26 protein-coding genes and 1 pseudogene are annotated in these 24200 nt (G+C 66.1%); 15 read left to right on the top strand and 12 right to left on the bottom strand.

What is annotated here, in order from left to right; all coding sequences use genetic code 11:
• Window positions 1-7 precede the first annotated feature (7 nt).
• The 7 genes and pseudogenes from A5688_RS26685 to A5688_RS04935 all read left to right on the top strand — a co-directional run.
• Window positions 8-181, top strand: a pseudogene (locus A5688_RS26685) (LysR family transcriptional regulator); the annotation flags it as partial.
• Window positions 182-336: 155 nt separating this feature from the next.
• Window positions 337-1617 (top strand): aromatic ring-hydroxylating oxygenase subunit alpha, encoded by a 1281-nt coding sequence (locus tag A5688_RS04960; protein WP_067909021.1) that lies wholly within the window; start codon window positions 337-339, stop codon window positions 1615-1617.
• On the top strand, window positions 1614-1937 hold the full coding sequence (locus A5688_RS04955; RefSeq protein WP_067827129.1) for a hypothetical protein: 324 nt from the start codon (window positions 1614-1616) through the stop codon (window positions 1935-1937). The genes A5688_RS04960 and A5688_RS04955 overlap by 4 nt, the downstream gene beginning before the upstream one ends.
• Before the next feature lie 3 nt (window positions 1938-1940).
• The gene (locus A5688_RS04950) at window positions 1941-2771 is read left to right on the top strand and encodes a TauD/TfdA dioxygenase family protein (protein WP_067827132.1); all 831 of its coding nucleotides are present in this window, start codon (window positions 1941-1943) and stop codon (window positions 2769-2771) included.
• On the top strand, window positions 2768-3646 hold the full coding sequence (locus A5688_RS04945; protein WP_067909024.1) for a TIGR03619 family F420-dependent LLM class oxidoreductase: 879 nt from the start codon (window positions 2768-2770) through the stop codon (window positions 3644-3646). Before A5688_RS04950 ends, A5688_RS04945 begins: the two co-directional genes overlap by 4 nt.
• 11 nt (window positions 3647-3657) lie before the next feature.
• A complete protein-coding gene (locus A5688_RS04940; RefSeq protein WP_067909027.1) occupies window positions 3658-4860 on the top strand; it encodes a cytochrome P450 in 1203 nt (400 codons plus the stop codon).
• A 171-nt stretch (window positions 4861-5031) separates the two neighbouring features.
• Window positions 5032-5232: a hypothetical protein gene (locus A5688_RS04935; protein WP_067827141.1), complete on the top strand. Its 201-nt coding sequence runs from the start codon at window positions 5032-5034 to the stop codon at window positions 5230-5232.
• Between the two features lie 8 nt (window positions 5233-5240).
• Here the strand turns inward: A5688_RS04935 and A5688_RS04930 are convergent, their stop codons facing one another.
• The 3 genes from A5688_RS04930 to A5688_RS28030 form a co-directional block, all read right to left on the bottom strand.
• Window positions 5241-6770 carry a molybdopterin-dependent oxidoreductase gene (locus A5688_RS04930; RefSeq protein ID WP_067909030.1) on the bottom strand — a complete coding sequence of 510 codons (1530 nt, stop codon included), beginning with the start codon at window positions 6768-6770 and terminating at the stop codon, window positions 5241-5243.
• Window positions 6763-7797 (bottom strand): NAD(P)H-dependent amine dehydrogenase family protein, encoded by a 1035-nt coding sequence (locus A5688_RS04925; RefSeq protein WP_207546601.1) that lies wholly within the window; start codon window positions 7795-7797, stop codon window positions 6763-6765. The genes A5688_RS04930 and A5688_RS04925 overlap by 8 nt, the downstream gene beginning before the upstream one ends.
• A 408-nt stretch (window positions 7798-8205) precedes the next feature.
• Window positions 8206-8520 carry a hypothetical protein gene (locus A5688_RS28030; protein ID WP_242660218.1) on the bottom strand — a complete coding sequence of 105 codons (315 nt, stop codon included), beginning with the start codon at window positions 8518-8520 and terminating at the stop codon, window positions 8206-8208.
• A gap of 21 nt (window positions 8521-8541) precedes the next feature.
• On the opposite strand from A5688_RS28030, the gene A5688_RS27640 reads away from it, so the two are divergent.
• On the top strand, window positions 8542-8697 hold the full coding sequence (locus A5688_RS27640) for a hypothetical protein (RefSeq protein WP_165607451.1): 156 nt from the start codon (window positions 8542-8544) through the stop codon (window positions 8695-8697).
• 33 nt (window positions 8698-8730) lie between these two features.
• Here the strand turns inward: A5688_RS27640 and A5688_RS04915 are convergent, their stop codons facing one another.
• Window positions 8731-9237: a DUF2505 domain-containing protein gene (locus A5688_RS04915; RefSeq protein ID WP_067909038.1), complete on the bottom strand. Its 507-nt coding sequence runs from the start codon at window positions 9235-9237 to the stop codon at window positions 8731-8733.
• Window positions 9238-9264: 27 nt separating this feature from the next.
• The gene (locus tag A5688_RS04910) at window positions 9265-9939 is read right to left on the bottom strand and encodes a M15 family metallopeptidase (protein ID WP_067909041.1); all 675 of its coding nucleotides are present in this window, start codon (window positions 9937-9939) and stop codon (window positions 9265-9267) included.
• A gap of 228 nt (window positions 9940-10167) precedes the next feature.
• On the opposite strand from A5688_RS04910, the gene A5688_RS04905 reads away from it, so the two are divergent.
• Window positions 10168-11730 (top strand): serine hydrolase domain-containing protein, encoded by a 1563-nt coding sequence (locus A5688_RS04905; protein WP_067909043.1) that lies wholly within the window; start codon window positions 10168-10170, stop codon window positions 11728-11730.
• Between the two features lie 7 nt (window positions 11731-11737).
• Here the strand turns inward: A5688_RS04905 and A5688_RS04900 are convergent, their stop codons facing one another.
• From A5688_RS04900 to A5688_RS04890, 3 genes are all read right to left on the bottom strand, one after another.
• Entirely contained in the window at window positions 11738-13300 is a 1563-nt protein-coding gene (locus A5688_RS04900) for an LCP family protein (RefSeq protein WP_067909046.1), read from the bottom strand.
• Window positions 13301-13577: 277 nt separating this feature from the next.
• A complete protein-coding gene (locus A5688_RS04895; RefSeq protein WP_067827168.1) occupies window positions 13578-14438 on the bottom strand; it encodes a phytanoyl-CoA dioxygenase family protein in 861 nt (286 codons plus the stop codon).
• Between the two features lie 81 nt (window positions 14439-14519).
• Window positions 14520-15977, bottom strand: coding sequence for a phospholipase D-like domain-containing protein (locus A5688_RS04890; protein WP_067909049.1), 1458 nt, complete (start codon window positions 15975-15977; stop codon window positions 14520-14522).
• A gap of 171 nt (window positions 15978-16148) precedes the next feature.
• Here A5688_RS04890 and A5688_RS04885 point away from each other — a divergent pair, with 171 nt between their 5' ends.
• Window positions 16149-16556, top strand: coding sequence for a DUF732 domain-containing protein (locus A5688_RS04885; RefSeq protein WP_165607450.1), 408 nt, complete (start codon window positions 16149-16151; stop codon window positions 16554-16556).
• Window positions 16557-16602: 46 nt separating this feature from the next.
• Here the strand turns inward: A5688_RS04885 and A5688_RS04880 are convergent, their stop codons facing one another.
• From A5688_RS04880 to A5688_RS04870, 3 genes are all read right to left on the bottom strand, one after another.
• Entirely contained in the window at window positions 16603-17199 is a 597-nt protein-coding gene (locus A5688_RS04880) for a methylated-DNA--[protein]-cysteine S-methyltransferase (protein WP_431602646.1), read from the bottom strand.
• Window positions 17200-17213: 14 nt separating this feature from the next.
• A complete protein-coding gene (locus tag A5688_RS04875) occupies window positions 17214-17711 on the bottom strand; it encodes an RNA polymerase sigma factor (RefSeq protein ID WP_242660220.1) in 498 nt (165 codons plus the stop codon).
• Between the two features lie 72 nt (window positions 17712-17783).
• On the bottom strand, window positions 17784-18788 hold the full coding sequence (locus A5688_RS04870; protein ID WP_067909057.1) for an oxygenase MpaB family protein: 1005 nt from the start codon (window positions 18786-18788) through the stop codon (window positions 17784-17786).
• A gap of 98 nt (window positions 18789-18886) precedes the next feature.
• On the opposite strand from A5688_RS04870, the gene A5688_RS04865 reads away from it, so the two are divergent.
• From A5688_RS04865 to A5688_RS04845, 5 genes are all read left to right on the top strand, one after another.
• On the top strand, window positions 18887-19483 hold the full coding sequence (locus tag A5688_RS04865; RefSeq protein ID WP_067827188.1) for a TetR/AcrR family transcriptional regulator: 597 nt from the start codon (window positions 18887-18889) through the stop codon (window positions 19481-19483).
• 14 nt (window positions 19484-19497) lie between these two features.
• Window positions 19498-19770 (top strand): hypothetical protein, encoded by a 273-nt coding sequence (locus tag A5688_RS04860; RefSeq protein WP_067909060.1) that lies wholly within the window; start codon window positions 19498-19500, stop codon window positions 19768-19770.
• Between the two features lie 59 nt (window positions 19771-19829).
• Window positions 19830-20240 (top strand): DUF4267 domain-containing protein, encoded by a 411-nt coding sequence (locus A5688_RS04855; RefSeq protein WP_067827194.1) that lies wholly within the window; start codon window positions 19830-19832, stop codon window positions 20238-20240.
• A gap of 62 nt (window positions 20241-20302) precedes the next feature.
• The gene (locus A5688_RS04850) at window positions 20303-21868 is read left to right on the top strand and encodes an adenylate/guanylate cyclase domain-containing protein (protein WP_067909063.1); all 1566 of its coding nucleotides are present in this window, start codon (window positions 20303-20305) and stop codon (window positions 21866-21868) included.
• Window positions 21869-21900: 32 nt separating this feature from the next.
• The gene (locus tag A5688_RS04845) at window positions 21901-22734 is read left to right on the top strand and encodes an LLM class F420-dependent oxidoreductase (protein WP_067909065.1); all 834 of its coding nucleotides are present in this window, start codon (window positions 21901-21903) and stop codon (window positions 22732-22734) included.
• Here A5688_RS04845 and A5688_RS04840 read toward each other — a convergent pair.
• Entirely contained in the window at window positions 22731-24194 is a 1464-nt protein-coding gene (locus A5688_RS04840; protein ID WP_067909068.1) for a protein adenylyltransferase SelO, read from the bottom strand. The two genes, A5688_RS04845 and A5688_RS04840, sit on opposite strands and share 4 nt — an antisense overlap.
• Window positions 24195-24200: the final 6 nt, after the last annotated feature.

The following is a 24200-nucleotide window of genomic DNA, read 5'->3' as shown; positions in this document are numbered from 1 at the left end:
GGCCCCCATGGAACAGAATCTCCCCTTCGATCTCGATGCCCTGCTGGTGTTCGGCAAGGTGGTGGACTGCCGCAGCATCTCGAAGGCGGCGACGGCGCTGGGCATGCCCAAGTCCACGGTGAGCCGCAAGCTGACCAAGCTGGAATCCGACCTGGGCATCAAGCTGCTGCGGCAGTCCACCACCTTGCCGAACACCAGCAGGGCATCGAGATCGAAGGGGAGATTCTGTTCCATGGGCTGCGTTCCAAGTATGCAACAGGGTGTTGCGTTCGTACACCTTATTGGGGGTCCCCCCAACTGCTAGCGTCGGCCGCACCAGGTAGGGAGGTACCGGGGATGAATCAGCCCATCGCCGTCGCCAAGCCCCCCAGCGGGCACTGGACCGACGCATACCCCGAGCTCGGCCGTGGCCCGGTGTCGCTTGAAGATTGTGTGTCCGAGGAGTTCTACGAGAAAGAACGCGAGCACGTTTTCAGGAAGACCTGGCTCTACGTCGGGCGGGTCGAACGCGTTCCGCGCACCGGCAGCTACTTCACCCGCGAGCTCAAGTTCCTGAACACCTCGATCATCATCGTGCGCGGCAAGGACCAGGTGATCCGCGCCTTCCACAACATCTGCCCGCACCGCGGCAACAAGATGTTGTGGGAAGACGACCCGTTTCAGGAGGTGTCGGGGCGGGCCCCGTTGCTGTACTGCCGCTTCCACGGCTGGCGCTACAAGCTGGACGGCTCGCTGCACTCGGCCACGCGCAAGGACCTGCTGCTGGACTTCGATGCCGACAGCTGCCGGGTGCCGGCGGTGCAGTGCGAGGTCTGGGAAGGCTTCATCTTCATCAACCTCAACCCGAACAACACCGAGCCGCTGCGGTCCTTTCTCGGCGAATTGGCCCACGGCATCGAGGGTTATCCGTTCGACGGCCCGCATCAGGTCTACAAGTTCTCGGCCGAGTTGGCTTGCAACTGGAAGATCTTCGTCGACAGCTTCGCCGAGAGTTACCACGGGCCCTACTTGCATGCGTCGTCGTTCGGCGCTCTCACCGCAGAGGCCAGGGACGCGTTCGACCAGCCGAACCCATTCACCGACGCGCTGGCCTACCAGCTCAGCGGCCCGCACCGGATGTTCTCGTTCTCCGGCGAGCCGTCGCAAAAGACGCCGTATTCCAAGCCGATCGAGTGCGTGATGGAAGCCAGCGCGGCGGGGCCGTGGAACAAGCGCACCGATCGCGGTCCGATGCCGCCGGGGCTCAATCCCACCCGCTCGGAGAAATACGGCTTCGACTCGTTCCAGTTCTTCCCCAACTTCGTGGTGATTTTCGGTTCGTCCGGTTTCAGCACGCACACGCATTGGCCGACGGGCCCGCACTCGCACCTGTTCGAGGTCGAGATGTTCTACCCGCCGCCCAAGACGCACAAGGAGCGCCTCGGCCAGGAGCTCACCGTGACCTACCTCAACGACATCATCCTCGAAGACGCGAGCCCGTCGGAGGGTCTGCAGGCGATGCTCAACAGCGGTGTCCTGACGCATTTCACGATGAATGACGAGGAAGTCCTGCTGCGCCACCTGCACAAAGTGGTCGGTGACTACGTCGCGGCCGGCGAAGCGGCGGCCCAGCGATGACTAGGGTTCTGCCGCACGAGTTTTCGCAACTCGAGCACCTGGTGCCGCAGTGGGCGATCGAGGACGGCCACCAGCGCTACGTCAAACGTGTCAACAGCTCCATGGAGGAAATCCAGGCCTTCTACGACGAGGTGTTTCCGCACGCCGAGGAGGCCGTGGCCTATATCGACAAGTTTGACTACTCCGAGCCGCTGCCCGATGACGTCGCCAATCTGCGCAACCTGCTTTACTCGCTGATCACCGTCTCGTTGGCGGTCGAACTGTGGAAGCAGCCGCGGGTGAAGCATTCGGCCAACACCATTCTCACGAGGGTCAGCTGAACCATGGGACTCACTTCTGCACAGCTGGAGGTGGTCGACCTCACCCCGAGAATCGGCAGCGAGATCAGGACCGACCTCGAGACGCTGCTCAGCGGGCGCGAGGCTGCGACGATTCGCGACGTTCTCGAGCGGCGCGGTGTGGTGTTTTTCCGTGGGCTGGACATCGGTGACGAGCAGCAAGTCGCCATCGCCAAGACCCTCGGTACTCTGGTCGCCAACGAGGGCGAGGGTGGGATCAACAAGATCTCCCTCGACGAGAAGGTGAATCAACGCGCCAAATACCTCAGAGGCTCGATGTTTTGGCATTTCGACGGTTCCCTGCAGCCCCTACCGAATTTGGCCACGCTGCTGCGGGCGGTGCGGCTCTCCGAGACCGGAGGGCAGACCGAATTCTGCAATACATACGCGGCCTACGAGGACCTCCCGCAGGCCGACAGGGACGCGATCGCGGAGCTGCGCGTGGTGCACAGCGCGGAGCGCTCGCAGTATTACGTGACCCCGGAGATGAGTTACGACGAGGTGGCGTTCTGGCAGAAGTCGCCCACCAAGGCATGCCCGATCGTGTGGACCCATCAATCCGGCCGTAAGTCATTGCTATTGGGCGCAACCTCCGATTATGTGATCGGGCTTCCGGTGGAGGAGAGCCGCGCTTTGCTTGCACGCCTTCGTGATTGGGCCACCCAGCCACAGTACGTGTATCGGCATGTCTGGCAGCCGGGTGATCTGCTCGTCTGGGACAACACCGGCACCATGCACCGGGTGTTGCCGTATCCGGTGGACAGCGGCCGCCTGATGCACCGCACCATTCTCGCGGGTGAAGAGCCCCTGCAGTGAAACTCGGCATTGCCACCCCGATCGTCACCAATGTCGCTGGGGCACCGCTGGAGTGGGAAAAGGACGCCGGCATCGAGGACATCGGCCGGGCCGCGGAGGTCGCGGACCGGCTCGGTTACCACCACATGACCTGCAGCGAGCACATCGGCATCCCGTCAACCGAATCGGGGCGGCGCGGAGCACGATACTGGGACCCCTTGGCCACGTTCGGTTATGTCGCGGCGCGCACGGCGCGGATTCGCTTCGCGACCATGACCCTGGTGTTGGGATATCACCATCCGCTGGCGATCGTGAAGCGCTACGGCACACTCGATCACGTCAGTGGTGGGCGGGTGATCCTCGGCGTCGGCGTCGGCTCGCTCAAGCAGGAGTTCGACCTGCTCGGTGCGCCCTTCGACGACCGCGGGGCCCGCGGCGATGACGCCCTGAGGGCGCTGCGAGCGGCTTTGCCCAGCAACGATCCGGCGTATCACGGTGAGTTCTACTCGTTCGGCGGCCTGACCGTGGACCCCTGTGCGATACAACCGCATATGCCGATCTGGGTCGGCGGACGGACGCGACGCTCATTACGGCGGGCGGTCACCCTCGCGGACGGTTGGTGTCCGTACTACGTGTCGATCCACACCGCGGCGGAATGGCTGCGGCAGTTCGAGCTTCCCCCGGATTTCGAGGTGGTGATGCCGGCCGAACAACCCCTCGATCCGGCCGGGAAACCCGAAGCGACGAAGGACATCTTGCGGGAATTGGCCGACGGCGGCACCACCACGCTGTCCGCCCGGTTCGTTCACCATTCGTTGCAGCACTACCTCGAGCAGCTCCACGCCTTGATCGAATTGCATCGTCAAACCTTCGGCGCGGACGCCCGGACGCAGTAGATAGGAATCTCATGACCACCAGGACCGCGGACGACCTGTACTACGACCCGTGGGACGTCGACCTCAACGCCGATCCCTATCCCATGTTCAGGCGCATCCGCGAGAACGCGCCGCTGTACCACAACTGCGAACACGACTTCTACGCGCTGAGCCGGTTCGATGACGTCAACCGGGCGCTGGTGGACCATCAGACGTTCAGTTCCGCACGTGGTGTGGTGCTGGAGATCATCAAGGCCGGAATCGAAATTCCGCCGGGGCTGCTCATCTTCGAAGATCCGCCCGTGCACGACATCCACCGCAGCCTGCTCTCCCGCGCATTCACGCCTCGCAAGATCAACGCCCTCGAGCCGATGATCCGGGAGTTCACGCAGCGCTGCCTGGATCCGCTGGTCGGCGGCGACCGGCTGGACTTCGTTCAGGATCTCGGTGCGATCATGCCGATGCGCGTGGTGGGCATGCTGTTCGGGATTCCCGAGGACTATCAGCGGCGAGTCCAAGAGGACGGCGAGAAGTTCGTCCGGACCAAGCGTGGTGGACGAATGACCGACAACACCGACGCCAAACTCGCCGACGGAGAGGTCTTCGCCGACTTCATCGACTGGCGGACAAACCATCCCGCCGACGATCTGACGACGGAACTTCTCAACGCCGAGTTCGAGGACGAGAACGGCGTGACGAGAAAGCTGCACCGCGAAGAGCTGCTGATGTTCATGAAAGTCGTTGCGGTCGCGGGCTCGGAGACGACGACGCGGCTGATCGGCTGGTCGGGCAAGCTGCTGTCCGAGCATCCCGATCAGCGCCGGCGATTGGTTGCCGACCGATCGCTGCTGCCCGGCGCCATCGAGGAGCTACTTCGTTTCGAGCCACCGGCGCTGCAGGCGGCGCGGTACGTCACGCGCGACGTCGAATTCCACGGCACGACCGTGCCCGAGGGCAGTGCGATCCTGACGTTGATCGGCGCCGCCAACCGCGACGAAAGGCGGTTCGGCGAGAACGCCGAAACGTTCGACGTGACGCGGGTGCCGCGCCAGCATCTGACGTTCGGGGTGGGCGCCCATTACTGCCTCGGCAACGCACTGGCGCGCATCGAGGGACGAATTGCGTTGGACGAGATCATGAACCGTTTCCCCGAGTGGGAAGCCGACCTCGACGCCGCGGTGTTCTCGTCCTCCTCGGCGGTGCGGGGTTGGGACAGCATGCCGGCCCACGTTTAGCTGACTCGCCTTTGTTGCGGTCGGCCGATCGCCAAGCGCTGCGGGTGTGGCGCTAGAGCGGATTTCTCGAGACTGGGCGCCCAATTGACGGCAAAGTGAGTAGCTGACGAGACATTCGCGGGCATCTTCGGCGGGTGGGACAACTACCCGTCGGCGCCTAGTATCCCGTGTATGAATAGGGCTTACGTCGTCACATTTGCGGTCGGGCTGCTCGTCGCAGTGTTCGGTCTGATCTGGGCGCTGCAGGGTTTCGGAGTGCTTGGTGGTAGCCCGATGAGCAACACCACAACCTGGTCGATCATTGGTCCGATCACGGTGGTGATCGGCCTCGTGGTCGCGGTATTCAGTTGGCGGAAGATCTCGTCGAAATAGTAAGAGGTCTATGCCACGGTGAAGTCCACCGTGTGCCAGCCGGTGGCGCCGTCGGGAACGCTGCCGACCTCATCCGCAGTTTGGGTAGCTCCGGTGTTGTCGGTGGCACGCACCGTGATGGTGTGTTTCCCAGGGGTTTTCGCCTGCCAGGGGAAGCTCCAGAATCGCGAGGTCGCCGCGGAATAACTCGCGCCCAGTTCGGCGGGCTCCCACCCGCCGTCGTCGATGCGGACCTCGACGGTCCGTACCCCGCGATTCTGCGCCCATGCGACACCGCCGAACACCACGGATCCGGTCGGCAGCTTCTGACCGCTTTTCGGCACGTCGATGCGCGACTCGGTTTTGATCGGCGCCTGCGCTGCCCAGCCGAATCGCGTCCAGTACGCCTTTGCTTTGTCGAAACGAGTCAGCTCCAGGTCGACGACCCATTTGGTGGCGGACACATACCCGTAGAGCCCGGGTACCACCAGCCTGGCCGGGTAACCATGCTCGATGGGCAGCGGCTGTCCGTTGAGGCCGACCGCCAGCAGCGCCTCGCGGCCGTCGGTGAGGGCCTGCACGGGCGTGCCCGCGGTGAATCCGTCGATCGACGTCGAGAGCACCATGTCGGCATTCGCGTGCACGCCGGCTGCCGCCAGCAGGTCGGCTACCCGGTAGCCCGTCCATACTCCCGTCGAGATCAGGTTCCCTCCAACGGGATTCGACACACAGGTCAACGTCGTCACCATCTCGACGACCTCGAAGCGGGCGAGGTCGTCGAAGCTGTAGGTGGCTTCACGATCCACCATGCCGTGGATGCGCAGCCGCCAGTCGCCGCGGCTGAGCTGGGGAACGCTGAGCGCGGTGTCCACCCGGTAAAAGTCGGCGTTGGCGGTGATAAAGCTTGGCAGCGCGACGCCGTTCGGTTGCGCACCGGCGGGTATGGGCGGAGCCGGTGTCCGCGGAGTGGGAAGCGTGAGGGCATTGCGGTCGGCGGCCACCGAATGCACCAATTGCGTGATGGTCGCACCCACCACACCGCTCACCACGCCGAATCCCAGCAAGCCGAATACCATCAGCGACCGCCTGCGTGCGTCCGGCGCGTCGCCGGCGTCATCTTTCGGCTCGGGCCAGAACCGGCGAGCGAGAACGCGCAGGACCGCCACGCCGCAGACGGCGCCCGCGACGGTGGGGATCGTGTCGAGCACCGTTGCGCCTTGCCGCGACAGCACTGCGATGCATCCGAGCGCGCCCGCCGCGGCGATCATGGCGCTGCCGACTGGGCGGCGCCGGGTTTCGAAGCTCCCGGCGATCGCCGCGATCGTGGCGATCACCACGAGCACGGCGATAGCCAAGAAGAGTTTGTCCAGATAGCCCAGGGTCTGAATCGCCCATTCCTTGACGCTCCCCGGTGTCAGGTCGACGACCACCGAGCCGATCGCGGCACGTGCGTTGGCCCGCGCACCGAACGGGATGGCCACCAGCTCGGCTACCCCGAGCGAGACGGCCGCGGCCGCGACCCCGGCGACCATCCGCTCATGAGACGGGGCGTCAACCATCGGAGTTACGGGTATTGCCGAACCCGACGTGGCTGCGAATCAACGGCAGAGTTGCCGCAGTGGCGAAACCTGTTGGCGCTGCGCAGATCGCGGGTACAGCATTGAGAACCTGCATGGCGGTGGCCACGCTCGCCGAGCGAACGTGTTCTTCCATGCTCGCGGCGCGGGTGAAGCTGGCCAGGCAGAAAAAATGTGTCCGCATCGACGGGTCGCCTTCGATCGTCAACGTCCAACCGTCCTGGGGTTTGGGCCAATGGTCCGGGTACTCACCGCCGACGGTCCACAGTGTCTCGATCTCGACCAGCACCTCGCCGTTGCGCCGCCCGGACCACTTCCACCGTTGCCCCGCAGTGGTTCCCGCTCGCAGCACGTGGTCGAAGATCTGATGATCTTCTCGCGCGGGTACGGCTTCCACGGTGGCGGTGACCTCGTCGAGGTCGGCGTTGAGTGTGTCGGCGAGAAGCCAGACCTGTTCGGTGAAGATGCCACTGTTGAAGGCCAGAAACTCGCTGGCTTCGGGGCTGATATCCTCGACGGGCTGCCCAAATCGCATATTGTCGAACGTTATTGACGTGCTTTCATACGCCGACCAGTCGGCGCGCTCCTGCAAAGTGATCTTGTCGATGGTGCGACTCATCCCCGAAAGGGCCAATGGCAGTGCACCGGAGAGGTTGCCGGGATTCAAGCCGCTGCCGTGGACTGTGGTGTCGCCGGCCCGGCAAGCCTCAAGCACCCGATGTCGGTCGGCGGTCGCGATCCTTTGCGGGTGGAACAGGAACGCCGTCATCGCCACGTTTTTCCCGCTGGCAAGCAGCGCGCAGACCTCGTCGAGGTCGGTGTTGCGCGGGGTGTAGAGCACACAGTCCGCGTCGAGCTCGAGGATCTTGTCGACGTCGGTGGTCGCGGTGACGCCGATCGGGTCGCGACCAACCGAGGTGCCCACGTCGACGCCATCTTTGGAGTCGGAATAGACGCGGGCGCCGACGATCTCAATATCAGGACGGTGGTCGATGATGGTCGTGACCATCTCGGCTCCCACCGTGCCAGTACCCCAGGCGATGACGCGCAGCTTCGGCTGGTGATCACTCGCAGGCATCTGCAGTTCTCCCTGGCGTCAACGTTGACAAGAACCTGGATGGTATGCCCACCCCATTGACGCGGGCAACCATGCCTTTGCTGCGTCGCTACGCGGCGTTCGGATTCTCCAGCGCGACGGCCACGCCTTGGCCGGACCCGATGCACACGCCGATGACGCCGTAGCGGGCGCCACGCTCATGGAGTTCGGTTGGCCAAGGTGAGCACGTAACGAGTCCCGTTGGCGCCGAAAAGATGTCCTATCGCGACGGCACCGTTGCTCGGTGTCAGCTTCTCGTCAGGAATCACGAAACCGTCGAACTGGTTGGGGAGTTCGCGCAACACACCGAGGGCTTGCGCGCTAAACGGTGTGGGCGATTCCGATGGCCGTCCGCCGGGCAGGTCTGACCCCCGAGCAGACCGACATATCGGAAGTCCATGAGGCCGGCGCCAGCCCCATGATGAGCGGGTCGATCCCGTAGACGGCGCTGGATACCACCCGAGCCAGCGGCTCGATGCCGAGTTCGGCCGCCCTCTCGCCGGAGGCGATGACGGCCGCGCTGGCGCCGTCGGTGAGCGGAGTCGAGTTGGCCGCCGTCATCTGGGTGGTGCCGGGCTGGCTCTCACGTAGCGACGAAAAGCAGCGGCGACTAGAGGAATCAGGGGCGGCGTTCACGTTCGATCCCGAGGATCCGCAGTGGCCGGCCACCGCAAGGAGGCGCTGGGTTTGCGAGGGGTAAACCTCGCGGTCGACACCTTCGGGGGCGAGTTACTGCCCAAAGTCATTGAGACGATGGGCGACTCGGGCAGGCTCAGCCTGGTGGGTCGGCCCGGAGGCAGGTTCCGGCCCTGAAATTTCGGCAGGACGCGATCGGCGAATCGCGCCTCAGGTGTTTTCGATGATCCACGTGGTGGTGAAGCGCAACATTTCGGGGATGCCCTCGGCCAATCCGGCTCCGATCGATTTCTCGAGCTTGCGGCCCACCAGAGGGATCTTGACCTCCACCTTGAAGGCGGAGCGCAGTTGTGAGCCGCCGTCATCCGTCGGCGCCAGCCAAGTCTCGGCACGGCCCGACCCCAATCCGCCGGACGCCGAGACGCTGACCTGCCCGCGCATCTGGCGGTCACCGTCGGGTCGCCACGTCTCGGACTGCACGATCTTCACGTCAGTGTGGACAAATTTGGCAACCATCCCGGGCAGGATGTGACGACCCAGGTGCTGGGTCGTGAGCACTGTCACCGTGCCTTCAGCGTCGACTTCCAGCGAATCCAACGTGGTGTCGGCGGCACCGGCCGCGATGCGGGCCAGCCAATAGTCCTCACGACCGAAGGCAGCATGAATTTGTTCGACACTGGCGGGCGACTCGGTCAAGACGTCGAATGAGCGCGACATACCGATCCATTGTGGCAGAGGCCGGGTTCAGGGGCGTTCGAAGTGCTGATAGTCGGTGGGTGCCGCCCAGTGGCCACCCCAATTCCACCCGTGGTCCGTGAAGGCGCGTATGGCTGGGTCGCCGTCGTGGAGGAGTCCCGGGTCGGTTCGGCTGCGGTCCAGGTAGTCCGCCGCATTCCGTGGTTGGAAAGCGCCGGTGGCGTAGACGCAGGGGTTGAGGCGGGGATTGAGGTCGATGGCGCGGCCGTAGGCGTGTTGGGACCAGTGCTCGCTTCCCGGAATGCCCCGGCAGTTGAACGCCGACGTGTTGTCGTCCTGCATGGACAGCTCGTCGTCGGCGCCCGGATAGTGGTCGGCCGGGCGGATCTTCTCGATCGGGAAGCCCAGGCGGTACAGCCGACCGAAGATCGTGATGACCTCCGGCACCAGGTCCTGGTGCACGATCAGCTCGCCGCGGTGAGTTCGGCCGTCGAATCCGATGTGGTCGACTTCGACCCGTCGAAGCTGCGCGGGGTCCACCGGGCAGCCCGGCCGCCAGCTCGGGCCGAGCTCGGCCGCGGTGACCGGCCGAACGCTAGCGGCGGGCGCCGGCGGCGGGCCGGTCGGCGACGACGCCACCGACGTTGGCCCGGCCGCGAGAGGTGGCGGCGCGGCAGCGCACTGCGTCAACGCGACACCGGCCGCCAAGGCGCCCGCCAGCATGGCAACTACCCGCCTGCCGGAGGTCAACGGGGGTGGGTCCTCACCGCTTGCTCCATCCCGCCAGACCGCCGCGACCAGGTGCCGCGAGCAAGGTCCGACGCCAACGCTACTGCACATTGGATTATGCGCTTGCTCGCTGCGCGCTGGGACCTGGTGCGCAACAGCCGCTTTGCGCCGAACCTGAAAGGCATAGTGCGGGCCGCCGGTCCGTCGACTTACCCTTGCCGTATGCCGGTAGTCAGGGGCAGGCGGAAGTCCTGGCCACCACCGCTTCGCAAGACGGTTGTTGTCGCCGTTGTGTTGCTTGCCCTCATCGCGGCTTCCCCGTGGGCCTTTACGGCACACACACCGGTCACCGACCGCCCACCGCAGCCGGCGTCCGCGCCCGCACCCCCGCCGGCCGCGGTTCCCGCACCGGCTCCCGCACCCGAGTTCGCGGCCATCTCCACGCTGATGAACGATGCGATCGCCGCGGACGGGTTGCCGGGTGGCGTGGTGGTGGTCGGTCATGGCGGACAGGTCGTCTTCCACCAGGCCTACGGGTCGCGCAAGCTGCCCGGTGAACCGGGCCTGGACGGGTCACCCGCACCTGCGGAGCCGATGACCGAGGACACCATCTTCGACTTGGCGTCGTTGACGAAGTGCCTCGCAACGGCGGTCGCCATCATGCAGCTCTACGAGCAGGGCAAGGTTGCGTTCGACGATCCGGTGCAGAAATATCTGCCCGACTTCAACGCGGCGAACGATCCACGGCGGGCGCAGGTCACCGTTCGCATGTTGCTGACCAACACCTCGGGCGAGGGGATCGACGTGAGCGTCGGCGATCCGTGGGGGCTGGGTGCACCCGACAAAGCGGAAGGTGTGCATCGGGCTCTCACCACGCCGCTGCAGTCGGGGCCGGGGGAGCTCTTCCGATACTCCGACATCAACTACATCCTGCTGGGCGCGCTGCTCGAGAAGGCCACGGGCGAGGCTGAAGACACCTACGTTCAGCGCAATGTCTTTGCGCCGCTTGGCCTGCAAGACAGCCGCTATCTCCCGGTGGCCAAAGCGTGCGGCCCACACGTGGTGCGCGGTGCTGCGGTCGCCTTGGCCCCCGTGCCGACGGGCGGCGAGCCTTGTCCCGCGGGAACCTGGAACACGGGCATCCTGGCGCGCATCGCGCCGACGGCGCGAGACGAGGAAAGCAGGGACGACCCGAGCAAGAATCCGGATTTCTATGCCCTGCTTCGGGGTACGGTGCATGACCCGACCGCGCGCCGGATGGGGGGAGTGGCCGGCAATGCCGGCGTGTTCTCGACGGCGCACGATGTCGGCATCTTTGCGCAGGCGCTGCTTGATCGGCTAGCGGGCCGCCCGAGTGAGTTTCCCTTGAGGCAAGACACTCTCGAGCTGATGACGACTCCGCAGCAGCCCGGCCACACCGCCGGACAAGTCGAAGCGGCCAACCGTGCCGCCCAACAAGCTCGCGTTCCAACGTATCCGGCGATCGAGGGGCAAAGCCTGTTCGGCTTTGGCTGGGACATCGACACGGCCTTCTCCAGGCCGCGCGGCAGGATCTTTCCCGTCGGAAGCTTTGGCAACACCGGGTTTACCGGTACCACGGTGTGGATGGACCCAGGCTCGGATACATACGTCATTCTGCTCTCGAACTCGATCCACTTGCGCGGCAGCCCGCCGATCTCGAAGCTCAGAGGCGCGGTTGCGACGGCGGCGGCGCAGGCCCTGCATCTCTACGGCGCGGCGCCACCGGCCACGATCTCGACGCCTGCACCGCGGAAAAAGCCGTAGCTCCTTGTCATTTCACGCAGGGAATGCCGTCGGCGGTCATCCGCGAGAGGTTGGTAACGGCAGGTTCCTGCGTCCCGGCACCGGTGGCCGGCACCGTGGTGACGGGCGCCGCGGCGGTCGTCGTCGTCGAATCCGACGTGTATGTGCGGTTGCGGTCAAATCGGGAGAAATCGGTCCCGACGGTCAGCCGCACCGTGTTGCGGGGCACAACGTCGGATGCGGTCGCCGTTATGTCGTACTCGTCGGCGAGCTCGGTCGCGGCCACCTTCGCGCCGGGGCCGTAGCTGATGGTGCTCGTCTCGGCAGTGGAGTCGGCGGTACTGACCTTGCCCTCACTGAATTGCCCAGTCGCCAAAAGTATTTGGACATTGGTGGCCTCGCCTCCCCGGCCCGAGGCGTTGACCACATCGAGCGCGATGCTGCCGGGGGTGCTCTGCGCGCCGCTGTCCGATTGGGCCGCCGTAATGGGGCTGCTGGTCGAGGGTGCGGTCGACGAATCGGCGCCCACCAGGTTGTGCACGATGGAGCGGATGGTGGGTATGTCGATGAAGTTCACGTAGGCGCCGTTCGAGAGCTCGCCGAAGCTGGTGACCGGCAGGGTGTACAGCGCGACGGGCCTGTCGGGGAATGCCAAGGCATTGTGCACGAATTCGTCGAAGTCGAAGCCGGCGTCGACGGCGACGTTCTGCTTGGCGACGTTCAACAGGGCGTGCAGTTTGGTGGGGTCCGACAACGTCCCGCCGCGACGCATCGCACCGACCACCGAGACGATGAAGGCCTGCTGGCGCCTGCTTCGATCAAGGTCGGTGAACGCCGCGTCGTTGGGGTCGCGGCGTTGCCGAACGAAGGCCAACGCCTGAGTCGCGCTGATCTGTTGCACCCCTTTATGAAAGTCCGCGCCGGAGTAGTAGCGGTCCGACGTGTCCGCGGCGAGGCACACCGTGATCGGTTCGACCACCCGCGCGAGTTGAAAGAACCCGGCCAGGGTGATTTCGATGAAATGATCGATCGGGATTTGCAGAAGACTTTTGACGGTGCTGATTTCGGCCCTGCGGCCCGCCTCCCGCGCCGCCTGTTCTTTGGCCGTCGAGTCTTGCCCTTGCAGCGGCGTCGGATTCGGCTGCGAGCCCGCGGAGCCATGGCCGGCCATCACCCGCTGGTAGGCGTAGGCGTATGCCTCCTTGATCTTGCCGCGGCAATCCGAGGTTGGGCATCCGGCCAGATCGACATAGTCGTCGCGGGGGATCGAGATCGCCGTGGCTGGACCGTCGCCACCGGGTAGGTGCACGATGATGAGCGCGTCGGAATCGCCGTCAGCGGAGTCCTCGTTACCCGCGTGCAGGGCGTCATAGATCTCCGGCGGTAGCGGCTGTCCGTGCTGGTCACGGCGGCTATCGAGGCCCATGATCAGGATGTTTTGATCGCTTCCGGTGGACGCGGGTTCACCCGCCAATGCCTCGGATCTGGTGATGCCTGCCGACGCGCTGCGGTAGGCGTGCCAGGCGATGCCGAGGACGGCCACCACGATCAGCGATATCAACGCGGCCAGCACCTTGGCACCGGCCACCATCCTGTGGTTGCGGTGCGGGCGATTCCGGGGCCCGGCCGTCGTCGAATCTGCTTCTTGCTCGCCGGGCGGGCCCGCTCGACGCGTCATGACAGAACTGAGAATAGCCAGGTAGCGGCGCTTCAAACCGGGGATTGGGCGCATCGGCCATGTTCGTGCCGGGATGCGATTGACTCATCGAAGGGGAAGCGGGACTGTGAAGCCGGCCAGCGCACGGCACATCACCACGAGCAGATCCGTGACGACGAGGGTGGGCAAGGGGCCAGAAGGCGTCACAAGCCTACGGAGCGTCAATCTCCAACAGCCGCAACGGATGCAGGCCGTCGACATTGCCGACGAACGGCGGATGGATGCTGTAGCCGAGCATCCGGCGAATGTCGTCGGAGACCGCTCGCGCGATGTCGCGCGATGTCGACAGGGTGAAGGCCTCCATCGGCCGTAACCACGGTTCGCAGTACTGGGCGGTGACGGCGAGGCGCTCGCGCTCCGTGTTGTTGGCGCCCCCGCCGTGCCACAGGGTTCCCACGAAGAAGACGCACGACCCCGCGGGCATTACGACGGGTACCGCCTGGTCGTCGGGCCCCGGCCGGCGCTTGCCCCAGCGGTGGCTGCCCGGGTAGACGACGGTGGCGCCGTTGTCGGTGGTGAAGTCGTCGATCGCCCAGATCGTCGCGGCCGCCAACGGGGCGCGGGGCCGCGGTATCGGGTAGAAACCGTCGTCGTGGTGCGCCAGCTGCGCGGCCTCACCGGGCTGAATGTTGATGGCCTGCAAGGCCGAAAGCAGATAGTTGGGCATCAGCAGGCGATCGAGCACCGCCAGCACCCGGGGAGCGTCGACCAGCCGATCACATACCCGGGTCCTGCTCAGCACGCTGTAGATGCGCTGGGTGCGCAGGCCTTCGAAGGAATTGCGTCCGGAGTGCCCCAGCCACGGGCGCACGACGTCACGGATCTGCGAGCACTGCTCGGTGCTGAGCAGGTTCTCCCAGATGACGTAGCCGTCGCGATCGAGCGCGGCCATGTCGGCCTCGACGATCGCGCTGTCCACCGAACCCCCACCGGTCGGCGTCCGCTTGTACCGCTGCGCCAGGTCGCCCCGGAGGTCCTCCAGCGTGGTGACGGATTCGTCGTCGATGCTCATTGGTGCTCGTCCTTAGTCCACTGGCGCTTCTGCCCACACTAAGCCGAGTTCGCCGCAACCCACACCCAAATCGCCGACCGGTCAACCCCGAAGGCCGGTGATGAACCGCTGAACGCTGCGCGTCAGCGACCGTGGGACGTGGTCGGGATCCATCAGGTCGTTCTCGGCCAGCGGGCCCGCCTCGTCGGCGACGGTGCGCTCGGTGAATGGGCACAACGTCTTGCCGTCCCCCAGGAGAGACTCGACCGCCTTGCGGACCGACCGGTGTTCGTTGATCGCCTCTTCCAGCTCGCCCACCGGTACGCCGAGGTGCTCGGCCACCAATTCGTTTCGCACCGAGGTGATTTCGCGGCGCAGGTCGTCGTGTTCGGAATTGGCCGGCTGCGCCTCGATGGCGACGTCGCACTCGCTGTCGAACCCCATCGAGCGGTTGTTGAAATTCGAGGAGCCGATGCGCAACAGCCGATCATCGACCGCCAGCACCTTGGAATGGACGTAGATCGGCGCGCCGCCGTCGGTCACCGGCCAGTAGACGCCCAACCGGCCATGCTTGTCGGCTTCCCACAGCAGCTGGATAAGCCGGTGGCGCGCGCTGTCCATGGTTCCCCGCTCGAGCGGATTATTGCCTTTACGCGCGAGCACGATCACGATTTCGGGCCCGTCGTCTTCCCGGAGGCGCGCGGCCAGTGCCTCGGTGATGGTGCGGGACGCCAGGTATTGGTTCTCCACGTAGATGGTGGCGCGCGCGGCCGCGATGGCGGCCAGGTTGAGCGCCTCGACCTCCCGGACCTCCCGGCGATCACCGAGCTGCGGCACGGTGCGTGCGATTCCTACGTCGACGTTGCGCAGGCTCGGCGCCAGCTTGCTGGGCCAGGCGCTGTGCTTGGCCTCGACCGGCGTCAAGGATTGCTCCGTCGCGGCCTGCCAGCGAGCCAGCGCCTGGTCGCCCAGGGCCCGTGCTGCCGCGCCGTCAACCGCCAGCCCCACGTCGTGTCGCGGGCCGTAGCCGCGTCCCGCCGTCCGGCGGTGATGATTCTCATGGCGGTGGGCCCGGGTGTCCCATCGTTCGAGGGTGAGATCGATGCCGGCGCAAAACGCCACCGCGTCGTCGACGACCACGATTTTCTGATGATGCACCGAACCGATCGGGTGCGCGCCGTCAATGGCGAAGTGCATTCGTTTGCTGCTGATCTGGTTCAGCAGCGACACGGGTGTCAGACCGAACCAGATGCCGTCGAAGGCCGGCAGCAGCCGCAGATTCGACTTCAGTAGGTAGATATCCAGCCCCGGCCGTTTCCACAGCATCCAATAAAGGAAGGCGCCCAGCTGGTTTGGCCCGGGAAGGGTCTTCTCACCCCGCTCGAACAGCACCCTGGAATCGAAATCCCAGCCGACCAGCATCAGTCGGTGACGGGCGCGCAGCATCGCGGCCTTGACGTGTTTGAAGTAGTCGGCCGCGTCGACGATGGGGGCGAACCGGTCGGCACGTGCGGTGCGCCAGCAGGTCTGGCCGGGAGTCAGAAGTCGATCGTCGTGCACGCCGGGGCTCTCAACGATGTTGATGGGGCAGCGCGGGCATAGCCACTGTGTACCACATCGCGGCCGTGCGCCAGGATTGGTGAGGACGAGCCATAACCGGCTCGACTTGCGGTTATAAACAGCCCAGGGGCTCGGCAGGACAACGGAGGCGATCTATATGAGGATGAAGCCATGCGAATGCTGGTAGTGCTTGCCGGCTGCGCCGCCCTTATCGGTGTGGCCGCGCCGGCGTACGCCGACCCGGTCGGCACTTCGGGACCCGATGCGAGCTTCCTCGCCGCGCTCAACCAAGCGGGCATCACCTATCAGGACCCCGATGCCGCCGTCGGGGTGGGTAAAAGGGCGTGCCAACTGATGGACGAGGGCAGTCCCCAGGTCGAGGTCATCAAGAGCGTGTCGTCGAGCAATCCGGGGTTCACGGTGGACGGCGCCGCCCAATTCACCATGATCGCGGCGAGCGCCTACTGCCCGCAGCACCTGGGACAACAGGCCACCAAGGCGCCGACGCCGACGCCGGCGTCGACGCCACAGCCGGCGCCGGTCATCGACCTTCCGCCCCTTACGCCGGGCGCCGCGTAGTAGTCCGTATCGGGTTTTGCTGCAACGGGATTCGTTGTGACCCGAGCTACGCTGCGGCCTCGAGAGTGAGCAGGATGCGTTTGGCTTCCGCGCCGCCGAGATAGCCACCCATCGCGCCGTCGCTGCGTACCACGCGGTGGCAGGGCACCACGACCGGTAGCGGATTGGTGGCACAGGCGCTGCCGACGGCGCGAACCGCGTTGGGATTGCCGGCCAGCTTGGCCACCGCGGCGTAGCTTGCGGTGTGGCCGTAGCCGATCTCGGGCAGATGACGCAGCACCGTGGCGCGGAATCCGGCCGACAGCCGCCAGTCCAGCGGCACGCTGAATTCCTGGCGCTTGGCGCCGAAGTACTCGTCGAGTTGCCGTGCGGCCGCGTCGAGCCGGTCGGGTGCGAGCAGAATGCGGGGACTGATCCGGTCGGCGAGGCTTTGCAGGACGGTGTCGTGTCCCTCGCTGGCGTAGGCCACGCGGACGAGACCGAGTTCGGTGGCCGCCAGCAGCAGGGCGCCGACCGGGCTGTCGACGACGCGGTAGGCGATGTCGAGGATGCCGTCGCGTTGCGCCGCGGCGGCAAGCCGGGCGTGCAGTGCGTCGAGGTCGTCGGCGGTGGCGTCGGTGATCCGTGCCAGGTCGACGGCCATTTCGTGTTCGTTGCTCATCGGTGTTCTCCCGTCGTGCCGGCCGCGATGCCGGGGTATGTGCGTCTGAGGGTGGCGATGCCGTCGGCGGCGGCGCGCCGCGCGGCGTCGGAGCTGCCGCCGAGGATGGCGGCGATCTCGGAATAGGGCAGGCCGCCCAGGTAGTGGTAGGCCACGGCCTGCTTCTGTTTGGCGGGGAGCCGGGCCAGCGCGTCGGCGAGGTCGTCGTCCCTGCCGGGAGCTGCCGGGCCGCCGGTCTCGGGGACCTTGTCGGTCGGCACCGCGCGTCGCGCCCGGGCTCGGGTGAGGTCCATCGCCTTGCGGTGCGCGATGGTGACCAGCCAGGCCTCGACGTTGGCGTTCGCGGGCAGATCCGGGTAGCCGCGCAACGCGGACAAAAAGGTCTCCGACCAGGCATCGTCGGCATCGATCGGCCCGACGATGGCCCGGCAGACCCGCAGGACGGCGGAGCCGTGGTCGACGACCACCGCCTCAAACGGTTGTTTGACTGTCACGCTGTGTAGACGTTTCGCCGGGGGACTTTGTGAGATGTCCCCAGTGTCGAGCATCCGTGGCAGCGGCAGCGACTAGACCGACTGGAAGCTGCGCTCCACCTCGGAGCGACTGCGAACCTGATCGCTGCCGAGCACGTAGGTCGGCAGGGTGTGCGGGACCGTCGTGCCCCCCTTGACCCTGGCCTGCGCCTGCTGGAACTCGGGGGTCGGCCCCGATGCGGCGTTGATGCCGTTGATGATCGACCACACCGCGGTGCGGCGGGCGGTCCGTTCGACGATGTTGCAGTCGCGGTGTTGCAGCATCTGTTTCGCCCATTTCGGCATGGTGTCGCGGATGGCCCAGTCGACCGCCGCCTGCGGCATGGAGACGTTGGGGCCGGTGCCCATCGCTTTCCCATGGGTGACAGCCAATTTCGGCAAATATGACTCCAGGCACTCGAGCGTGTCGGCCTTGGTGGTCGGCAGATCGGTGCCTCCCAGCGCGTGCCCGACCCGGACGAACTCGCCGTAGTACCGGTCGAGTCTCTTGCCGCGCAACGGCATTGGGTGATATAGCTCGTGCGCGGTGGCCAGGCCCCAGACGACGGTCGCATAGTTCCACCGCAGCCATTCGGGGTCGTCGGCGTCGTAGCGGGCACCGTCGGGACGAGTGCCCTTGATGGTGTGGTGCATTGCGCGCACGGATTTCGCCAGGCGCTCGGCGGTTTCCGTCGACCCGTATGCCGTGCCGATGAAGAACGCCACCGAGTGACCGAGGCGGGTCGCGGCGCCTTCGGGATCGATTTGGGGCACTTGCGATATCGGGTTTCCGTTGCTGTCCCGCTTGATCAGCCGGGAGTGGTGCATGCCCATCCAATAGATCGACGGGTCCAGCGTTTCCATGAACGCGGCGCACTGCAGGCCGAAGATCAGCGCGGGCAAGTGCGAATGCACCCGCCACACCGCACTGTCGGGGCCGAACCAACCCGGATCGCCGACCGGCGCGGCGAACTCCATGCCGCGGAAGAAATACCGCCGCATGTTGTCGTCCAACCGTTTGTTGATCATCTGCCCGACGATCTGGTGTGGCAGAAACACAGCGCACTCCTCGAGAATTCTGGTCACGACTGTAACCAGAATAAAGTTTTGGCTACGGGTGTGACAAGTCCCGGGCCATGTCGACCTACGCTGTAGGGATGTCGAGTCCCACCCGGTGGGCCGGTATACCGCTCAAGGACCGCCGCGCCGAGCGTCGTGCGCTGCTGGTCGAGGCCGCCTATCGACTGTTCGGCAGCGGGGGTGAGGCGGCCGTCTCGGTGCGTTCGGTGTGCAGGGAATGTGGACTGAACACGCGGTACTTCTACGAAAGCTTCGGCGACACCGACGATCTGCTCGGCGCGGTCTACGACCGGGTGAGCGACCAGCTCAGCGAAGTGATCGAGGCCGCGGTCGAGCAGGCGGGGGATTCGCTGCGGGCCCGGACCCGGGCCGGCATCGCTGCGGTGCTCGGCTTCTCCTCGGCCGATCCACGCCGCGGCCGGGTGTTGTTCACCGATGCCCGCACCAACCCGGTGCTGGCCGCCCGGCGTCGCGCGACGCAGGACCTGCTGCGTGAGGGCGTGCTGACCGAAGGCTGGCGGCTCAATCCCGATTCGGATCCGATTGCCGCGGAGGTGGCCGCTGCCCTGTACACGGGCGCCATGGCCGAGCTCGCGCAGCAGTGGCTCGCCGGCCATTTGGGCACCGATCTCGACGTCGTCGTCGACTACGCTCTGAAACTGGTGTTGCGGTAGCGGGGAGTGCGGTCATGGGCGGAATCGAACACGCGATGGACCCGGTCCGGCGCATCCTCGGCCACAAGGTCAGCGTCGGCGGGCTGATCGAACTGGCGGCGTGGCTGGCCATCCCATACCTGTGTATTGGGTTCGGGTGGACCGTTGTTCACCCCGACCAGACTCAGCGAATTCAGGCGCGGATAGAGGCCGTGTCGCCCACCGGCGCTGACGCCATGGCCTTCGGGCTGGCCACGGTGCTGTGGCCGGCGTCGCTGCAGATCGCCGCCGCCTGCCCGGCGCCGTGAGCGACTCACGGAGGGAATGCGTGCACGATCGGACGGTTTACTCCTAGGCTCTGAAGACCATGTCAATTGACCGGTTCGGCCTTCTTGCGGGCACCATCCGACTTGCCTCTGGCGTTTCCTTTCTCGTCGACCCGCTCCGCGCAAACAAGCTGTGGGGCGACCCGGACGAGCCGACACCGACCGCGCAGTTGTTGCTGCGATCGATGGGCTATCGCGACGCGCTGATCGGTGTCCTGCTCGCGTCGGCGGCACTGCGCGGTAAGAACACCCGCGGCTGGTTCCTGGCCTCAGCCGGTGCCGACGTGGCCGACCTGGTCGGCGGGATGAGCGTGCACAGCGAGTTGAAGCCCTCGCAGCAGATCATCGGCCTGGGCGGCGCCGCCGTCGGTGTCGCCGCCGGGCTCTGGGGCGCGGTACGTCCGACCACCCGTACGGCGACCCGGGCGGCACCCGAAGAACCAGCGCCGTGAGCTGAAGCGAAGCAGTAAGTATTTGCTGTCCTAGACCTTGATGCAATCGGTACTCTCAATGCGTGCCGGAGACGGCGTATGCAAACTGCGGGGATCTCAGCCTCGCGTACCAGGTTTTTGGGGACGGGCCGGTCGACCTCGTCTTCGCTGGCTCGTTCGCCAGCCACGTCGAGCTGTACTGGACCATGCCCGAGTTCAAGGCCTTCATGGAGCGGCTCGCGACGTTTTGCCGCGTCATCCTTTTCGACAAAGCCGGCGTCGGGCTGTCGGACCCCGTTCCACAGGTCCGCACGCTGGACGACCGGGCGGCCGAGATCGAGGCCGTCATGGACGCCGCCGGCTTCGACAGGGCGGCCCTGCTCGGGGTGAGTGAGGGGGGCCCGGCGGCCGTCCTGTTCGCCGCGACGCGACCGGAGCGAACGCGGGCGCTGATCCTCACCGGCACGGCGGCGTATCTCCCCGGCGAAGGTTGGGATGACCTCGATGCCGATCCGGCCGAGCTCCGGGCCCGCTCCCTACGTGAGGTCGGCGAGGAGTACACGCCCTCGGAGGACCAGATCATCGGCTTCCAGAAATTCGGGCGGGCTGTCTTGTCGGCGTGGGGAAGCGGTGAGGCACTCAAGTGCCTGCTGCCGTCGGTCCGGTCAGTGCGCCAGCTGGGAATGCTCGAGCGGATGTGCGCGAGCCCCGGAATGGCGCGGGCCACCCTCGAAGCCGCGTTCCACATCGATGTACGGCCGATCCTGCCGACCCTCACCATGCCCACGCTGATCGTGCACGCCAAGCGAGATCCCGGCGTTCCGGTGCAAGCGGGCAGGTACCTCGCCGACCACATCCCCGGTGCGCGCATGGTCGAGCTCGACGGCACCGATCACGCGCCGTGGTTCACCGATCCCGACAGAATCGCGACCGAGATCGAGGAGCTTCTCACCGGCAGCCATGCGACCCCGGCGCCGTTGAGTCGCGCCCTGCGGACCGTGCTGTTCACCGACATCGTCGCGTCGACCGAACGCGTCGCGGCGACGGGCGACGAGCGATGGCGCGCGGTCCTGCAGCGCTTTGGCGACATCACCGCCGAGGCCACCGAACGATACGGCGGGACGGTGGTAAAGAGCACCGGTGACGGCTACCTCGTCACGTTCGACGGCCCGACCCAGGGCATCCGATGCGCCGAGAATTTGCGCGACGATGCCGAGAAACTGGGTATCGAGATTCGCATCGGCATCCACACCGGCGAGTGCGAACTCTTAGATGCCGACATCGGGGGGATCGCAGTGCACATCGCGGCGCGGATCCTCGGGCAAGCCGATGGCGGGGAGATCCTGGTGTCACGCACGGTTCGTGACTTGGTCGTCGGCTCCGGGATCGGTTTCCAACAGCGAGGTGTCGTCGAGTTGCGTGGTGTTCCCGGCGCCTGGGAACTGGTCGCCGTTGACCGAACGAGCAGGGAATCTCGCGAAGTGCAGCTGGCCGCCGCGCCCACGCCCGGTCCGCGAACGTCGATGCGTCGATCGGATCGCGCCATGGCGGTGATAGCGAAGCGCACGCCGTGGATCCTGCGCGGAATGGCGCGGCTGGCCCCGGTCACCGAACGCGGCCAAGTGGCCGCCGGAGCAAGTGCGCGCTGACAGGCGAGCGGTGATGCTGTTGACTGGGCGTCATGGGTTTCGGTGTGCTGACATTTGTTACCGACGACGGCATTGGCCCGGTGGACTTGGGCAGGGCACTCGAGCAGCGCGGTTTCGAATCGTTGTTCCTTGCTGAACACACCCACATCCCGGTCGACGCCAAGACCCCGTACCCGAGCGGCGGCCCGATTCCGCCGAAGTACTACCGCACGCTGGATCCGTTCGTGGCGCTGACGGCCGCGGCGGCGGTCACCGAGAACCTGCTTCTGGGAACCGGGATCGCGCTGGTCCCGCAGCGCGATCCGATTCACACCGCCAAAGAGGTGGCATCGCTGGATCTGGTGTCGCAGGGGCGATTTCGATTCGGCGTGGGGGTGGGCTGGCTACGGGAGGAAATCGCCAATCACGGCGTCGACCCGTCGGTCAGGGGACGCGTCGTCGACGAGCGACTCGACGCGATGATCGAGATCTGGACGCACGAAAAGGCGCAATTTCACGGCGAATTCGTGAACCTGGACCCCATCTACAGCTGGCCCAAGCCGTTGCAGAAGCCCTATCCGCCGCTGTATCTGGGCGGCGGGCCGGCGGGCTTCAAGCGCATCGCCCGGCTGAACGCGGGCTGGCTGTCGATGACGGCTTCAGCAGAACAACTGGCGCCTCCGCTGGCCCAACTGCGTGACGTGGCCGGCAAGGACGTGCCGGTGATCCACTTCCACGGCGGTGAGCCGACGGCGAAAGAACTCGAGGGTTACCGCGACCTGGGAGTGGAGCACCTACTGGTCGACCTGCCCACCGAACCCCGCGACCAGACGCTGCGCCGCCTCGACGAGCTACAGGCTGAGCTCGCAAAGGGGCGTAAAAGCTAAGTGCCGCAGAAGGTTTGGTACTTGCCGAAGTCCTCGGGGGCGGGAGCGGCGTAGCGTTCGAGGCCTGGCCGTTCCGTGTAGGGCTCCGTTACCGCGGCCACCAGTTGTTCCATTGGGCCCAGTTCGCCGGCCGTCGCGGCGGTGAGAGCCTCCTCGACCAGATGGTTACGCGGAATGTAGACCGGGTTGGTGCGGTCCATCGCGTCGGCGTCGGGACCCAGGGCGCGCCAACGCGTCAACCACGCGTCAAAGCCGGCGAGGTCCATGAACAATCCGCGGACGGGTTCGGCATCCATTCGCGCCGCGTGGCTGAGCCGGCGGAAGAACGAGGTGTAGTCGACGTGGTTCTGCTTGAGCAGCAGAAGCAGTTCCTCGACCAGCACAGTGGCGAATTCGGCGTCGACGTCGGCCGGCAGACCGAGTTTGGCGCGCATCCCCGAACCCCACACCGCGTCATAGCGGGTATGGAAAACCCCGAACGACTGCTCGGCGAGCGCGATCGCCTCCTCGGAGTTCTCCGAGAGCAGCGGAAGAAGCGTTTCGGCGAAACGGGCGAGGTTCCATCCGGCGATCACCGGTTGGTTGCCGTAGGCGTAGCGACCCCAGAAATCGATCGAACTGAAGACGGTGTCGGGGTCGTAGGCCTCCATGAAGGCGCACGGTCCGTAGTCGATCGTTTCGCCCGAGATCGTCATGTTGTCGGTGTTCATCACGCCATGGACGAATCCGAGCAGCATCCACTGGGCAATCAGCGAGGCCTGAACGGCAACCACCGCCTCGAACAGGGCGAGGTAGGGATTCGCCGCCTCGGCGGCGCCGGGGTGGTGACGGGCGATCGCATGGTCGGCAAGGCGGCGCAGCAGGTCCGCGTCGCCGGTGGATGCGGCGAATTGGAAGCTGCCGACCCGCAGATGGCTGCCGGCCACCCGGGTGAGCACCGCACCCGGCAGCGTTTCCTCGCGATGGACCGGACGCCCGGTACCCACCACGGCCAACGATCGTGTCGTCGGCACGCCCAGGGCGTGCATCGCCTCGCTGACGACGTATTCGCGCAGCATCGGCCCCACCGCGGCCAGGCCGTCCCCGCCGCGGGCGAACGGTGTGGCACCGGAACCCTTGAGGTGGAGGTCGCGCATCCGCCCGTCACCGTCGACCACCTCGCCGAGCAGCAGCGCGCGCCCATCGCCCAATCGGGGGACGAAGCCGCCGAATTGGTGGCCGGCGTAGGCCTGGGCTACCGGAGTGGCGCCGCCGGGCACCAGGTTGCCGACCAGGAAGCGCAGCCCCTCGGGGCGACGCAGCCAGGCGGCGTCGAGGCCCAGCTGCGCGGACAGCGGCTCATTGAGCACCAGCAACCGCAGCTCGGGGAAGGTCTCGGCCTGCCAGCGGACCGCCATCTCCGGCAACTCGCGGAAGAACCGGTCGTGGAGGGCAACGGTGGTATCCGGGGCAACACTCATCTCGTC

Source organism: Mycobacterium mantenii (genome assembly GCF_001667865.1).
GTDB classification, from domain to species: Bacteria; Actinomycetota; Actinomycetes; order Mycobacteriales; family Mycobacteriaceae; genus Mycobacterium; species Mycobacterium mantenii_A.
The sequence above is the reverse complement of the archived record's forward strand: the minus strand, read 5'-3'. Positions and strand labels throughout refer to the sequence as shown.